We start from the raw sequence: 13,787 nt of genomic DNA, 5'->3' as shown, positions 1-13,787 counted from the left end.
CGGAGATCGGATACGGGCCACGCGTTGTCAGTGGCGTGGGCGAGACTTGCACCGTGGCACTCACTGACGACGACGGGCGCACCGCCCAGGACGCATCCCCGGTGGACACGGTGGACACCGCCGACACGACGCCGCGCGCCGGATCCCCGGCCGCCGGCGTCGCGGTGCCGGGCGCCCGCATGCCGCGCTGGCTGCCGCGCGCCATGGTGCTGGCGCTCGCCCTCGTCGCCGCCTTCCAGCTGGGCAGCTGGGCCTTCCACCAGCTCACCGGGTTGCTGATCAACATCCTCATCGCGTTCTTCCTGGCGCTGGCCATCGAGCCCGCGGTGGGCTGGATGGCCTCCCGCGGCATGCGCCGGGGCTTCGCGACCTTTCTGGTCTTCCTCGGCCTGGCGGTCGCCGTCGCGGGCTTCGTCACCCTGCTCGGCTCGATGCTGGCCGGACAGATCAACAAGATCGTCGAAGACTTCCCGGACTACCTGGACTCGGTCATCAACTGGGTCAACGAGACCTTCCACAGCCATGTGAGACGGGTCGACGTCCAGGAGGGCCTGCTGCACTCCGACTGGCTGCGCAAGTACGCGCAGAACAGCGCGGCCGGCGTGCTCGACGTCTCCGGCCAGGTGCTCGGCGGCCTGTTCCAGCTGCTGACGATCACGCTGTTCGCCTTCTACTTCGCCGCCGACGGCCCTCGGCTGCGCCGCACCCTGTGCTCCGTGCTGCCGCCCGCCCGCCAGGCCGAGGTGCTGCGCGCCTGGGAGATCGCCGTCGACAAGACCGGCGGCTATCTGTACTCGCGCGGCGTGATGGCGCTGATCTCCGGCATCGCCCACTACATCCTGCTGGAGGCCCTGGGCGTGCCGTACGCGCCGGTGCTGGGCGTCTGGGTGGGGCTGGTCTCGCAGTTCATCCCCACCATCGGCACCTATCTCGCGGGTGCGCTGCCGATGCTGATCGCGTTCACCGTCAACCCCCTGTACGCGGTGTGGGTGCTGGTGTTCGTCGTGATCTACCAGCAGTTCGAGAACTACATGCTCCAGCCCAAGCTGACCTCCAAGTCGGTCGACATCCACCCGGCGGTCGCCTTCGGCTCGGTCATCGCGGGCACCGCGCTCCTCGGCGCGGTCGGCGCGCTGATCGCCATCCCGGCGGTCGCCACCCTCCAGGCTTTCCTGAGCGCCTATGTGAAGCGCTACGACGTCACGGACGACCCGCGGGTGCACGGGCACCCCCGGCGCGGCCCGGACGGCCCGGGGCTGCTCACGCGCGTGCGGCGGCTGATATGGCAGCGGCCGGCCGAGGAGCCGGAGTCCGAGGGGAGCTCGGCCTGACGGTCGCCGCCATCCGCAGGCCGGTCGTGATCCGTAGGCCAGCCGCGATCTGCAAGTGAGCGGCGACCAACAGATGCGCCGCGATCAACAGGTGCGCCGCGATCAATAGGTGAGTGCGGCCCACACCCCGGCAGCGACGACGGCCGCCGCGTAGCAGCCCACCGCCACGGCCACCGTCCGCCACCGGACCTGTTCGCTCCAGGAGGTGCGGGACAGCAGCCAGGCCAGCGCCGGCAGGACCAGCACCGCGTGCAGGCTGACCCCGTGCAGCGGCTTGAGCGGGGCCGTCGACGCGTACGCCGCCTCCTGGTGGCCGGTCCGGACGAGCACCACCCCGCGCGCGATCATCGCCGCTCCCGAGGCCAGCGCCACCAGCAGGACCGCGAACCCGGAGCGCACCGCGAGCGCCATGCCCACGGGACCGGCCGGCCGGCGCCGGAAGGACGCCACCGCGAAGACGGTGAGCAGCACCACCAGGACCCCGCCGCCCACCGCGAGCGCCATCGACACCGCCGAGTCGAAGGGCGTCTCCATGTCGAGGTGCGAAGGCACCCGGCGCCACGCCTGCAGGGTGATCCCGCCGACCTCCACCACACAGTCGGCGGCGAACACGAGCAGCAGGACGGTCCGCAGCCGCTCTCCGACCCTCAGATACGACGTGACCCAGGTGACCGCGATCAGCGTCAGCCCGAAGGAGAGCCCGAACGTGACGGGCTTGCGCCAGGAGACCGGGCCGTACCAGGGGCCGCCGTCCACCGCGAACACCACCAGATGCACCAGGCCGGAGAGGACGAGGAGCGCACCGGTCGTGTGACAGAGACGCTCGGCGGGGCGCACCCCGGTCAGCGGGTTCGCGGGTGGCCTTCGGGGCGGACTCTTCAGGGAGGAGGGCATGCGCCCAGCCTTCCGGGGCCCGCCCGCGTGGTCGTCGTCCGGCCGAAGACAGCGGCCGTACGCCGTGCGGAGTAGGGGGATGCCGGGGGGATCAGGAGACCGTGGCGGCCGGCGGGGTCCACCGCCGGGTGCGGGGCACGCCGCCCTGGACGCCGTAGTCCTTCCTGAGGTGTTCGGGGATGGCGTAGTGCATGACGCGGCCACGGGTCAGCGAGGACAGTTCGAGGACGGTGGTGAGGTGGCCGAGGCGGTCCAGGGCCCAGGCGCCCAGCGGGGAGCGGTCCTCGATGGTCTCCAGGACGCCGAGGAGGTGCGGCACGGCCTTGACCACGGTGTCCCACGGGGTGCGCGGCACCTCCAGCCAGTCGGCGCAGGTGTCGCCGACCAGATGGCGGATCAGGGCCGAGACGACCGGATCGAAGAAGGTGCCGGGGACGACCTCCTCGTAGAGGTCGATGAGCTGCCGGGTCAGGACCGCGCCCTCCTCGGAGGGGCCCATGTACCGGACCATGTAGAGGTCGAGGTAGGCGCGCGCCTCGTCGAGGGTCTTCGGGACGGCCTCCTGGTCGACGCCGAGCATGGCGCCCACCACCCGCCACGCGTAGTAGTAGGCCTCCGCGCCCTCCGTGGACAGATGGACGCCCAGCCGGTGCAGGCTGTCGAGGACCAGCAGCGAGAAGAACATCTGCCCACCGATCATGTCCTCCTGGCAGATCGGCGTGCCGAGCGCCTCGGTGTCCCAGCGGTTCTCGCGCCCCAGGTGGTGCCGGATGGAGGCGTGCAGCAGGCGCACCTTCTGGGCGGCCGGGACGAAGCGGCTGCCGGCCTCGAAGGCGTCGGGCCGCATGAGGTAGACGGTGAACTGACCGGTCTCCGCCATGCGCTTGGACGGGTACCGCAGCCCGTGGGTGGCGGACAGCAGCTTCGCCACGCGCGGGACGACGTAACAGGCGGGCATGGAGGCGAAGGACAGCGCGGTCGAGATGTGCACGTTGTTGTCGATGAAGAACAGCCGGGCCTTCTCCATCTCGCCCCAGTCCACCCAGGACGGTGGCACCCGGGTGGCCTCCAGGTACTCCCGCGCGACGTCGGGCAGCCCGTCCGGCAGGGGCGCGCCGGCGGTGGAGACGTAGCGCATCAGGGTGTTGAACGTGCCGACCTCCCCACGCTCGAAGAGTGCGGCGACCGTGGCGTCGGCGAGTTCGTCACCGGCGTGCCGCAGGGTGTCCATCGAGGCCTCGGTGTGGGTCACGGCAAAACTCCTTGTCATCGCGGGTGTCGTCCGGGATGTCGTCCGGGTGTCGTGCGGCGCGCCGGCCGGGGCGCCGGCCGACGTCAGGAAACAGGCGGCGGGTGTCAGGACAGGCGGACCGCGGCCGAGTGGGCCAGCGAGGTCAGGGCGCCGGCGGCGGGGGCCGGCACGTTCAGTCCGTGGAGGGCGTCGAGCGCTTCCGCGACCCGTGCGCCGATCATGTGCTCGATCCGGTCGGGCGCCCCTAGCCGGCGCATCACCTCGCGGACCGCGTCCAGGCCGTCCGCGTCCAGATCACGGCTGCCCAGCAACGCGCCCAGCCGCTCCCGGTCGTCGTCCCGGGCGAGACGCCAGGTCTCCGCGAGCAGGGCGGTGGGCCGGTGGCCGCGTACGTCGTCGGCGTTGGCCTTGCCGGTGTGCTCCGGTGCCCCGAACAGGCCGAGCAGGTCGTCGCGCAGCTGGAAGGCCTCGCCCAGCGGCAGCCCGTACGCGGAGTACCCCTCGTTCAGCCGTTCGCCGGCCCCCGCCAGGGCGCCGCCGATCAACAGGGGCTGCTCGACGGTGTACTTGGCGGTCTTGTACCGGACCACCTTCAGCGAGGCCGCGGTGTCCGGGCCGGCTCCGGTGCGCAGGATCTCCAGGCACTCGCCCGCGATCAGCTCCCGCGCCAGCACCGACCACAGGGGGCGGGCCCGGGCGAGGTAGGCGGCGGGCAGCCCGCAGGTCGCGAACAGCTGTCCGGCCAGCGACATCAGCAGATCGCCCACGAGCATCGCCAGCCACCGTGCGGTGTCGTCGGCGTGCGGACGGTCCCGTACGGCGGCACGCAGGGCGAGGTGCGGGGTGGGGCGCCCGTGCCGCAGCGGGCTGTCGTCGATGAGGTCGTCGTGCACGACGGCGGCGGCGTGCACGAGTTCCATGGAGGCCGCCGCCCGCACCAGCGCGTCGCTGTCCGGTTGGCCCACCGCACGCCAGCCCCAGTAGCAGAACGCCGCCCGCAGCCGTTTGCCGTCCGCGACCGCCGCCTCCAGCTGCTCGGCCACCGGGCCCAGGAGCGGGTCGACCGCCGCGAACAGGTCGGCCTCCTGGGCGACGAACCCGCGCAGCACCTCGTCGACGCGGTCCTTGAAGGCGCCCGGATCCCACCGGTCAGTCATCGCCGGCGGTCCGCCGGGCGAGGGCGTGCCGGGCGAGGACCTCCAGATGGGCCGGGGGCACGGTCGTGTACCGGTCCAGGACCAGGCGCCCGCGCGCGGTCAGGTCGTGCTCGGCCTCCGCCGCCAGCGCGCCGGCGTCCGAGCGGCGCAGCAGGCCCCGTAACGTCCCGAAGGCGGTGCCCACCGTGCTCACCGCCAGGTCGGCCAGCCCCGCCGCCAGCAGCACGGCCTGTTCGTCCAGGCCGCGTCGTCCCGTCTCACGTGTCATGCGCTCTCCCACCCACGGCACACAGGGCGGCGCCGCTCCCCGGCCGCCTCTTCGAGCATCGCGGCACGGCGGGCGCGGGTATGCGGAAACTCACGATCGGGTGAACGCCCTGCCGGGTGGTGCGGATCGCCGTGCCGCGGTCCGGCCTCACGCTGCCGCCCCCTGCCCGCCGCGCGCTCCCGCCCGCGTGCCGCGCGCGCCCGATTCCCGAGCGCCCTCGTCCCCGCCCCGCACGCCCTGCTTCCCCGCCCCGCACGCCCTGCTTCCCCGCCCCGCGCGCCGTGCGTACCTGCCCCGTGCGCCCCGGCTCCGCCTCCGTGGCGGTGGGTGAGCACCCTGTGGGGAAGTGGCGGGAGTACCGCGTGGTGCGCTTGACACGAAAATCGAACATCCATTCTTATGGAGGTTCCGGCGAGGCTCCCGGTGGGGATTCCAGGGGCAGTTCGACACGTTTTCGGGGGAGAAGTTCCCGAGTTGTCCACAGGCCGAACCGGCGTCGGGGCGCATTGTCAGTGGCAGGCGTTAGCGTCTTTGACGTGAAGCGATCGACTCAAGCAAACCGGGTGGAACCCATGGCAGGAACCGACCGCGAGAAGGCGCTCGACGCCGCGCTCGCACAGATTGAACGGCAATTCGGCAAGGGCGCGGTCATGCGCATGGGCGACCGGACGAAGGAGCCCATCGAGGTCATCTCGACCGGGTCGACCGCGCTCGACGTCGCCCTCGGTGTCGGTGGTCTGCCGCGCGGCCGCGTCGTGGAGATCTACGGACCGGAGTCCTCCGGTAAGACGACCCTGACCCTGCACGCCGTGGCCAACGCGCAGAAGGCGGGCGGTCAGGTCGCGTTCGTGGACGCGGAGCACGCCCTCGACCCCGAGTACGCGCAGAAGCTCGGCGTCGACATCGACAACCTGATCCTCTCCCAGCCCGACAACGGCGAGCAGGCCCTGGAGATCGTGGACATGCTGGTCCGCTCCGGCGCCCTCGACCTCATCGTCATCGACTCCGTCGCCGCGCTCGTCCCGCGCGCGGAGATCGAGGGCGAGATGGGCGACAGCCACGTCGGTCTCCAGGCCCGCCTGATGAGCCAGGCGCTGCGGAAGATCACCAGCGCGCTCAACCAGTCCAAGACCACCGCGATCTTCATCAACCAGCTCCGCGAGAAGATCGGCGTGATGTTCGGCTCCCCGGAGACCACGACCGGTGGCCGCGCGCTGAAGTTCTACGCCTCGGTGCGACTCGACATCCGCCGCATCGAGACCCTGAAGGACGGCACCGAGGCGGTCGGCAACCGCACCCGGGTCAAGGTCGTCAAGAACAAGGTCGCGCCGCCCTTCAAGCAGGCCGAGTTCGACATCCTCTACGGCCACGGCATCAGCCGCGAGGGCGGCCTGATCGACATGGGCGTGGAGAACGGCTTCGTCCGCAAGGCCGGCGCCTGGTACACGTACGAGGGCGACCAGCTCGGTCAGGGCAAGGAGAACGCGCGCAACTTCCTCAAGGACAACCCCGACCTGGCCAACGAGATCGAGAAGAAGATCAAGGAGAAGCTGGGCGTCGGCGTCCGCCCGGAACAGCCCGCCGCCGAGCCGGGCGCGGACGCGGCGGTCACCGCCGCGGCCACCGACGACGCGGCGAAGACGGTGCCCGCCCCGGCCGCCGCCAAGGTCACCAAGCCCAAGGCCGCCACCGCCAAGAGCTGACGCCGTGACACGACGAACCGACTGGGCCGACCACGAGTACACGTCCCCCGGTGCCCCACGGGGGAGGGGCACCGGGGGCGACTCGGGCTCCGCCCGGGACGGCGACGAGGCCTACGGCACGGGCGGCGGCAACCACGGGGGCGGGACGGACCAGGGCGGCACGTACCGGGGCGACGGTTCGTACGACGACGGTTCGTACGGCGCCCCGGGCGGCCCCCGCGGGCACGGGTCACCCGGCCGTGGCCCGCGGCAGCCCGGGACACGCCGACGGCGTGGCTTCGGGGAGCCGTCCGGTGAGGACGGGGGTTCCTCCTCCTCGTCGAGGGCCGAGCAGGGGGAACCTCCAGCGGACCCGGCTGAGCGGGCGCGGGCGATCTGCCTGCGCCTGCTCACCGGGACCCCGCGCACCCGGAAACAGCTCGCGGACGCCCTGCACAAGCGGGAGATCCCGGACGACGTCGCCGAGGAGGTGCTGTCGCGGTTCGAGGAGGTCGGGCTGATCGACGACAGCGCGTTCGCGGACGCCTGGGTGGAGTCCCGGCACCACGGCCGGGGACTGGCACGGCGCGCGCTCGCCCAGGAACTGCGCACCAAGGGCGTCGAGTCCACGCTCATCGACGAGGCCGTCGGCCGGCTCGACTCCGAGCAGGAGGAGGACACGGCCCGCGAACTCGTCGCCCGCAGGCTCCGCTCCACCCGGGGCCTCGACCGCGACAGACGCATCCGCCGTCTCGCCGGCATGCTCGCCCGCAAGGGGTACTCCGAGGGCATGGCCCTGCGCGTCGTCCGGCGGGCGCTGGAGGAGGAGGGCGAGGACACCGAGTTCCTGGACGGCGGGGACTTCTGACGGGGCGACAGCCCCGGTGGCGTTCATGAGGCCGGGTTGAACAGCTTCCAGTGCCCCTCGGAGACGACCTCGACGGAGTCGTCGGTCACCTTGATGGCGGTCTCGGTGTCGATGGCGTACGCCGGACCCGCTGTCCCGGCGGCCCACCGTTCCGCCTCGGCCATGGTGTTCTCCGGACAGTCCGGGCTGTCGAGGTGCGGGAAGATGGAGAAGCCGACGATTCCCAGCGTGCTGTCGTCACCGGTGGGCGGCTTCCAGCCGGCGAAGTGCTCCCCGACGCGGGGAGTCAGCACCATGCTCCCGGCGCTGAGCCCCACGTAGACCGTGTCGTGCAGCGACGGAAGAAGGCCGGCCAGTCCGGACTCCCGCATCCAGTGGCACAGGTACAGCGCGTCGCCGCCGTTCACCAGCAGGGCGTCCGCCTCTCGGACCCAGGAGACCCAGCGTTCCCTGTCGATGCCGGGCAGCGCGGTGAGTTCCAGCACGCCCACCGACTTCCACCCCAACCCGGTCATGGGACTCGGGGACCGCCCGCTGACGAAACGCCAGGGACCGCCCGGATACCCGTACGGGCCCCCGTACCCCGCGGTGGGGATGCAGAGGGCGCTTGCCTCGGAGATCGGTTTGCCCAGGAGATCGACCAGGGCCGCCCGTATGCTCGCGTTCCTGACGCCGGAGTCGGTGAGCAGAAGCTTCATGGTCAGGGCGTGACCGGCAGGCCCGCCGCCTTCCAGGCCTGGAAGCCGCCGACCAGGTCCGTCGCCCGGTGCAGGCCCAGCTGGTGCAGGGAGGCCGCGGCCAGGCTGGAGGCATAGCCCTCGTTGCAGATCACGACGACCCGGATGCCGTGGCCGGTGGCCTCCGGGGTCTTGTGGCTGCCCTGGGGGTCCAGCCGCCACTCCAGTTCGTTGCGCTCTATGACGAGGGCACCGGGTATCACCCCGTCCCGGTCGCGCAGCGCCGCGTACCGGATGTCGACGAGCAGGGCCTCGCCGGCCTGCGCCGCGTCGTACGCCTCCTGCGCCTCGATGCGCCGGTAGCCCGTACGCACCCGCTCCAGCAGCTCGTCGATGCCCACCGGCCGCTCCTCCACCGGTTCCGTGCCGCTCACTGCCAGTCCGCCGGGCGCTCGACCTGCTCCAGGCGCAGCACCTGTCCGGTGCGGCTGTAGCGGCGGATCCGCGGCAGCGGCGGGTAGTAGGCGTGGACGGAGACCGCGTGGTGCTCGGTGGACTCGTTGTGCACCTCGTGGACGTGGTCGCGGCCGAAGGACCTGCCCTTTCCCGCGGGCAGCCGGCGTTCGCGGTCGACTCCCTCGGAGAGTTCCAGGGTCTGCCAGCCGTCGGTGGGCAGCCGGGTGGCCAGTGAGTACTCCTTCAGCTCACCGGTGGCGGTGAGGAAGGCCCCGACCGACTCGGCGTGGTCGTGCCAGCCGGTGCCGGAGCCCGGCGGCCAGCCGATCAGCCAGGCCTCGCTGCCGGCCGGGCCGTCGAGCCGTACCCAGGTGCGGCCCTCGGGGTCGAGCGGGAGCGAGGCGATCAGCTCGGCGTCGGCGGCCGTACGCCGGACGAAGTCGAGGAGGTCCGCCTGGGTGGGCGCGGCGCCGGGCGCAACGGCGGACGGGGAAACGGAGGACGACGAGAGAGAGGCAGACACGTGCACCGATCCTGAAGAGGGTTCGCAGAAGCGGGCGCAGACTGCGCCCGGAGAGAAGAGGAATGCGAAATCAGCAGGACGGAAGACACACGCAGCCCGCATAGCGGACCAGGTCCACATGGACCTTCCGCCACAGGCGCACAGTGGTGTCGTTCACGATGCGGAGTACACCATGCCGGTGCGGGCCGGTCAACTCACCGTCAGAATGTGGACAGCCCGGTCACCGCGCGGGGGAACCGGCCTCCGCCTCCGTCCTCGGCTCCGTCTGCTCGCTCTTCTCCTGGTCCTTGCCGCCCAGCGTCGCCTCGGCCGCCGCGTACAGATCGGCCGGGCGCACCCCGTTGAGGGCGGTCACCAGATGGCCGTCGGGGCGCACGAGCAGCACGGTGTGCGCCGGTGCGCCCGGGTAGGCCTCGGCGACCAGCAGCTCGGCGGGGTGCGGCAGCGCGGTCACGGCCGCCGCGAGCCGGGGCATGACCCCGGCGGAGACCCAGTGCTTGCGGTCCCATACGCCCGTACCCGGCGCGATCAGGACGACGAGCAGCGCGCAGCGCCCGAGTCGTGAGCGGAGCTGTACGAAGGTGCCGTCCTCCGCGGTGACCCGGACATCGGTGACCGGTACCCCCGGCGGGGTGTCGACCGGGATCTCGTGCTCCAGGTGCCGCGGGGCGAGCGGCGAGTCGGCGTACGCCCCCGGCGCACCGAGCGGGCCGTGCCCCAGGTGACCATCCGTGAGGAGCGTGTCCTGCCCCCGGGAGGTGCCGGGCACGAACCCGCGCAGCCCGCCGCCGCCGCGCAGCACCGGCAGCACCTGGTCGGCGGCGCGCAGCCGGCCGGCGACCGCGGCGCGCCGCTCGGTCTGGTAGCTGTCAAGGAGCGCCTCGTGCGGGCCGTGGTGCCAGGCCGGGGCCAGCTTCCAGGCGAGGTTGTCGGCGTCGCGCAGCCCCTCGTCCAGCCCGTGTGTCCCGAGCGCGCCGAGCAGGTGCGCGGCGTCCCCGGCGACGAACACCCGGCCCACCCGCCACCTGCGGGCGAGGCGGTGGTGGACGGTGTGGACTCCGGTGTCGAGCAGGTCGTACGGCGGGGTGGTGCCGTCCGTCCAGCCCGCGAGGGTCTCGCGGATCCGGGTCACGAGCAGTTCGGGTGTGACCAGGTCCTTGCCGGGCGGCAGCAGCCAGTCCAGGCGCCACACGCCGTCCGGGAGGGGGCGGGCGGTCACCTCCCCGGCCGAGGGCCCGGTCATCCGCCACGGCGGTGTCCGATGGAGCAACGCCCGACCCGGCCACGGAAGTTCCGTGCGCAGCGCGGCGACCGCGTGCCGTTCCACCGCCGTACGGCCCGGGAAGCGGATGTCCAGGAGTTTGCGCACGGTCGAGCGGGGGCCGTCGCAGCCCACCAGGTAGCTGCCGCGCCACCAGGTGGCCTTCGGGCCCCGGGTGTGCGCGGTGACTCCGGAGCGCTCCTGCTCGACGGTGTCCAGGCGGCTGTCAGTGACGAGTCTGACCAGCGGTTCGTCGGCGATCGCGGCGCGCAGGGCGTTGGTCAGCACGTGCTGGGCGATGTGCAGCGGGGCTGGCTCGCCGGCGTCGCCGAAGACGACCTCGCGCATCACCTGACGGCGCCGCATCGACCGCCAGCCGGTCCAGCGGGCGCCCAGGTCGTCCAGGGGCGCGCCGCTCAGCCGCGCCAGCAGGGCGGCGGTGTCCTCGCGGAGCACCACCGTGCGCGCGGGGCGCGGCTCGTCCTTGCCCGGACCCTCGTCGAGGACGACGGACGGCACCTCCTGGCGGGCCAGCGCCAGGGCGAGCGTGAGCCCGACGGGCCCCGCTCCGACGATGATCACCGGGTCCACGGCGCGGCGCCCCCTGCCCGTACGCAAGTCCCGGCGGAGATGGGTGAACAGGTGGGTGGAGCAGGGTGCACGATCACAGAACGTATGCAACAGACTGGGCGCCACCCGGTCAAGCGGCGCACCCGGGGACACGTCAGCATGGCGGGCGCGCGGGCCCCGGAACCCGGGTGAAAAGGGGGAGGCAGCGGCCGTACGACCGCTGCCTCCGTGTCCGTCATCCGGGTTGACCCGGGGTCAGGGATTGGCGCCGCCCGCCCCCGTGGCGAAGGTGCCGGCGATCTCGCCCGCGTTGATGTCGTCCACGTCGGGGCCGAGGATCGCGCCCGTGCCCCGCTTGCTGCGCCGCAGCCGGCCCTCCAGCCAGGAGGCGAACGTGGTGAGCGCGAGGTTCAGCAGGATGAAGATGACCGCCACGACGACGAAGCTCGGGATGACGTTGGCGTAGTTGGCGGCCAGCGTGCCGCGTGCCGTGAGCAGCTCCGTGAACTGCAGCATCACACCGCCCAGCGCGGTGTCCTTCACGACCACCACGAGCTGGCTGACGATGGCCGGCAGCATCACGGTGACCGCCTGCGGCAGCAGGATGCCCGTCATCGTCTGCCCCTTGCGCAGCCCGATGGCGTACGCCGCCTCCGTCTGCCCCTTGGGAAGCGCGAGGACGCCGGCCCGTACGACCTCGGCCAGCACCGAGGCGTTGTAGAGCACCAGGCCGGTGACGACCGCGTACAACGGCCGTTCGTCGCTGCCGACGTCGGTGGAGCGGACGTAGAACTCCTGGGCGAACAGCATCAGCAGCAGGACCGGGATCGAGCGGAAGAGCTCCACGACCCAGCCCGCCGGGATCCGCACCCAGGCGTGGTCGGACATGCGGGCCATGCCGAAGACCGCGCCCAGCGGAAGGGCGATCACCATGGCGAGCGCCGCGGCCTTGAGGGTGTTGCCGAGGCCCGGCAGCAGATACGTGCTCCATGCCTCGGAGGTGGTGAACGGCTGCCACAGGTCCCACTTCAGCTGGCCCTTGTCGTCCAGCCGCTGCCAGACCCACCAGGCCAGCAGGGCGAGGAACAGGAGGAAGACGACGGAGAGCAACTGGTTGCGCCGCTTGGCGCGGGGCCCCGGTGTGTCGTACAGGACGGAGCTCATCGCTTCACCGCCAGGCGCTTGGCGAGCCAGCCCAGGAGCAGGCCGGTCGGGAGGGTCAGGACCACGAAGCCGAAGGCGAAGACCGCGCCGATGGCCAGCGTCTGGGCCTCGTTCTCGATCATCGTCTTCATCAGGGCGGCGGCCTCGGCGACGCTGATCGCCGCCGCCACCGTGGTGTTCTTGGTCAGTGCGATCAGGACGTTGGCCAGCGGACCGATCACCGCGCGGAAGGCCTGCGGCAGCACGATCAGCCGGAGGGTCTGGGTGAAGTTCAGCCCGATCGCGCGGGCCGCCTCGGCCTGTCCCACGGGCACGGTGTTGATTCCGGAGCGGATCGCCTCGCAGACGAAGGCCGCGGTGTAGGCGGTCAGGCCGAGTATCGCGAGGCGGAAGCCCTGGACCTTGAAGTCGGAGGCACCGAGCGTCACGCCGAAGATGTCGGCGAGGCCGAGCGAGGTGAAGATGACGATGACGGTCAGGGGGATGTTCCGGACGATGTTGACGTAGGCGGTGCCGAACCCGCGCATCAGCGGAACCGGGCTGACCCGCATCGCGGCCAGCAGGGTGCCCCAGACCAGGGAGCCGACGGCGGAGAAGACGGTCAGTTTCACCGTCGTCCAGAACGCCCCTAGGACGTCGTAGCCTTGAAGAAAGTCGAACACGATTTCCCGCGCTTCCGGGTGTGTGGCGTACGTGGAGGGCATGGCGCGCCGCCGCCGGGGAAGCGGTGACGGGCGGCGCGCCCGAGGAACCGTGCGAAAACCTGCCGGATTCCTGCGTCTGCGGAATTCCGCGATACGTGAGATACGTGCGATACGCGCGGGTTCCGCCTTACCTGATGCCTTACTTGACGATCACGCCGATCTTCGGAGCGGGCTCGTTCTTGTAGTTCGCCGGGCCGAGGTTCTTGTCGACGGCCTTCTGCCAGGAACCGTCGCTGACCATCTTCTCCAGCGCCTTGTTGATCTTGTCGACGGTCGTGGAGTCGCCCTTCTTGACGCCGATGCCGTAGTTCTCGTTGCTCAGCTTCAGGCCGGTGAGCTTGAACTGGTCCTTGTACTTGTCCTGTGCGGCGAAGCCCGCGAGGATCGAGTCGTCCGTGGTCACCGCGTCGACGGAGCCGCTCTGGAGGCCGGCGATGCACTCCGAGTAGGTGCTGACCACCTTGAGGTTGGCCTTCGGGGCGATCGTCTGCTGGATGTTCTGCGCCGACGTCGAACCCGTCACGGAACACAGCTTCTTGCCGTTGAGGTCCGTGCCCTTGGCGATGGTCGAGTCCTTCTTGACCAGCAGGTCCTGGTGGGCCAGCAGGTACGGGCCGGCGAAGTCGACCTTCGCCTTGCGCTCGTCGTTGATCGAGTAGGTGGCCGCGATGAACTTCACGTCACCGCGCGCGAGGGCGGTCTCCCGGTCGGCGCTCTTGGTCTGCACGAACTCGATCTGGTTCGGCTTGTAGCCGAGCTGCCCGGCGACATAGGTGGCCACGTCCACGTCGAAGCCCGAGAAGGAACCGTCGGGTTCCTGGAGACCGAGACCCGGCTGGTCGTACTTGATGCCGATCTTGATCTTGTCGCCGCCCGAGGAACCGCTGTCGTCCTTGTCGCCGCTGCCGCACGCCGTGGCGGACAGGGCGAGCGCGAGCACGGCGGCAGAGGCGGCGGTGACCTTGCGGAGCTGCATGATG

Annotated in this window: 15 protein-coding genes; 3 read left to right on the top strand and 12 right to left on the bottom strand. The window is 71.5% G+C overall.

What is annotated here, in order from left to right:
• Nucleotides 1-53 precede the first annotated feature (53 nt).
• On the top strand, nt 54-1,331 hold the full coding sequence (locus ACFWPQ_RS18570) for an AI-2E family transporter (protein WP_384035347.1): 1,278 nt from the start codon (nt 54-56) through the stop codon (nt 1,329-1,331).
• Nucleotides 1,332-1,433: 102 nt separating this feature from the next.
• Here the strand turns inward: ACFWPQ_RS18570 and ACFWPQ_RS18565 are convergent, their stop codons facing one another.
• The 4 genes from ACFWPQ_RS18565 to ACFWPQ_RS18550 form a co-directional block, all read right to left on the bottom strand.
• On the bottom strand, nt 1,434-2,225 hold the full coding sequence (locus ACFWPQ_RS18565; RefSeq protein WP_384035344.1) for a hypothetical protein: 792 nt from the start codon (nt 2,223-2,225) through the stop codon (nt 1,434-1,436).
• A 91-nt stretch (nt 2,226-2,316) separates the two neighbouring features.
• A complete protein-coding gene (locus ACFWPQ_RS18560; RefSeq protein WP_384035342.1) occupies nt 2,317-3,477 on the bottom strand; it encodes an oxygenase MpaB family protein in 1,161 nt (386 codons plus the stop codon).
• Nucleotides 3,478-3,581: 104 nt separating this feature from the next.
• Nucleotides 3,582-4,634, bottom strand: coding sequence for a polyprenyl synthetase family protein (locus ACFWPQ_RS18555; RefSeq protein WP_384035339.1), 1,053 nt, complete (start codon nt 4,632-4,634; stop codon nt 3,582-3,584).
• Nucleotides 4,627-4,902 carry a polyprenyl synthetase gene (locus ACFWPQ_RS18550; protein WP_384035337.1) on the bottom strand — a complete coding sequence of 92 codons (276 nt, stop codon included), beginning with the start codon at nt 4,900-4,902 and terminating at the stop codon, nt 4,627-4,629. Before ACFWPQ_RS18550 ends, ACFWPQ_RS18555 begins: the two co-directional genes overlap by 8 nt.
• Nucleotides 4,903-5,474: 572 nt before the next feature.
• Here ACFWPQ_RS18550 and recA point away from each other — a divergent pair.
• Both recA and recX read left to right on the top strand, forming a co-directional pair.
• Complete coding sequence (gene recA / locus ACFWPQ_RS18545) at nt 5,475-6,605, top strand: recombinase RecA (RefSeq protein WP_384035334.1); 1,131 nt, start codon at nt 5,475-5,477, stop codon at nt 6,603-6,605.
• Nucleotides 6,606-6,609: 4 nt separating this feature from the next.
• Nucleotides 6,610-7,452, top strand: coding sequence for a recombination regulator RecX (gene recX / locus ACFWPQ_RS18540; RefSeq protein WP_384035332.1), 843 nt, complete (start codon nt 6,610-6,612; stop codon nt 7,450-7,452).
• Nucleotides 7,453-7,475: 23 nt separating this feature from the next.
• On the opposite strand, the gene ACFWPQ_RS18535 is transcribed toward recX, so the two are convergent.
• The 8 genes from ACFWPQ_RS18535 to ACFWPQ_RS18500 form a co-directional block, all read right to left on the bottom strand.
• Entirely contained in the window at nt 7,476-8,150 is a 675-nt protein-coding gene (locus ACFWPQ_RS18535) for a Type 1 glutamine amidotransferase-like domain-containing protein (RefSeq protein WP_384035329.1), read from the bottom strand.
• Nucleotides 8,151-8,152: 2 nt separating this feature from the next.
• Entirely contained in the window at nt 8,153-8,569 is a 417-nt protein-coding gene (locus tag ACFWPQ_RS18530) for a rhodanese-like domain-containing protein (RefSeq protein ID WP_384035410.1), read from the bottom strand.
• On the bottom strand, nt 8,560-9,108 hold the full coding sequence (locus tag ACFWPQ_RS18525; RefSeq protein ID WP_384035326.1) for a cysteine dioxygenase: 549 nt from the start codon (nt 9,106-9,108) through the stop codon (nt 8,560-8,562). Before ACFWPQ_RS18525 ends, ACFWPQ_RS18530 begins: the two co-directional genes overlap by 10 nt.
• 70 nt (nt 9,109-9,178) lie before the next feature.
• On the bottom strand, nt 9,179-9,250 hold the full coding sequence (locus ACFWPQ_RS18520; RefSeq protein ID WP_311737274.1) for a putative leader peptide: 72 nt from the start codon (nt 9,248-9,250) through the stop codon (nt 9,179-9,181).
• 78 nt (nt 9,251-9,328) lie between these two features.
• Nucleotides 9,329-10,960: an FAD-dependent monooxygenase gene (locus tag ACFWPQ_RS18515; protein WP_384035323.1), complete on the bottom strand. Its 1,632-nt coding sequence runs from the start codon at nt 10,958-10,960 to the stop codon at nt 9,329-9,331.
• Nucleotides 10,961-11,194: 234 nt separating this feature from the next.
• Nucleotides 11,195-12,103, bottom strand: a complete 909-nt coding sequence (locus tag ACFWPQ_RS18510) for an amino acid ABC transporter permease (RefSeq protein ID WP_384035320.1) — start codon at nt 12,101-12,103, stop codon at nt 11,195-11,197.
• Entirely contained in the window at nt 12,100-12,765 is a 666-nt protein-coding gene (locus ACFWPQ_RS18505; RefSeq protein ID WP_384035317.1) for an amino acid ABC transporter permease, read from the bottom strand. The genes ACFWPQ_RS18510 and ACFWPQ_RS18505 overlap by 4 nt, the downstream gene beginning before the upstream one ends.
• A 181-nt stretch (nt 12,766-12,946) precedes the next feature.
• The gene (locus ACFWPQ_RS18500) at nt 12,947-13,783 is read right to left on the bottom strand and encodes a glutamate ABC transporter substrate-binding protein (RefSeq protein ID WP_384035314.1); all 837 of its coding nucleotides are present in this window, start codon (nt 13,781-13,783) and stop codon (nt 12,947-12,949) included.
• Nucleotides 13,784-13,787: the final 4 nt, after the last annotated feature.

The organism is Streptomyces sp. NPDC058464, from assembly GCF_042721035.1.
Taxonomy (GTDB): domain Bacteria; phylum Actinomycetota; class Actinomycetes; order Streptomycetales; family Streptomycetaceae; genus Streptomyces.
The sequence above is the reverse complement of the archived record's forward strand: the minus strand, read 5'-3'. Positions and strand labels throughout refer to the sequence as shown.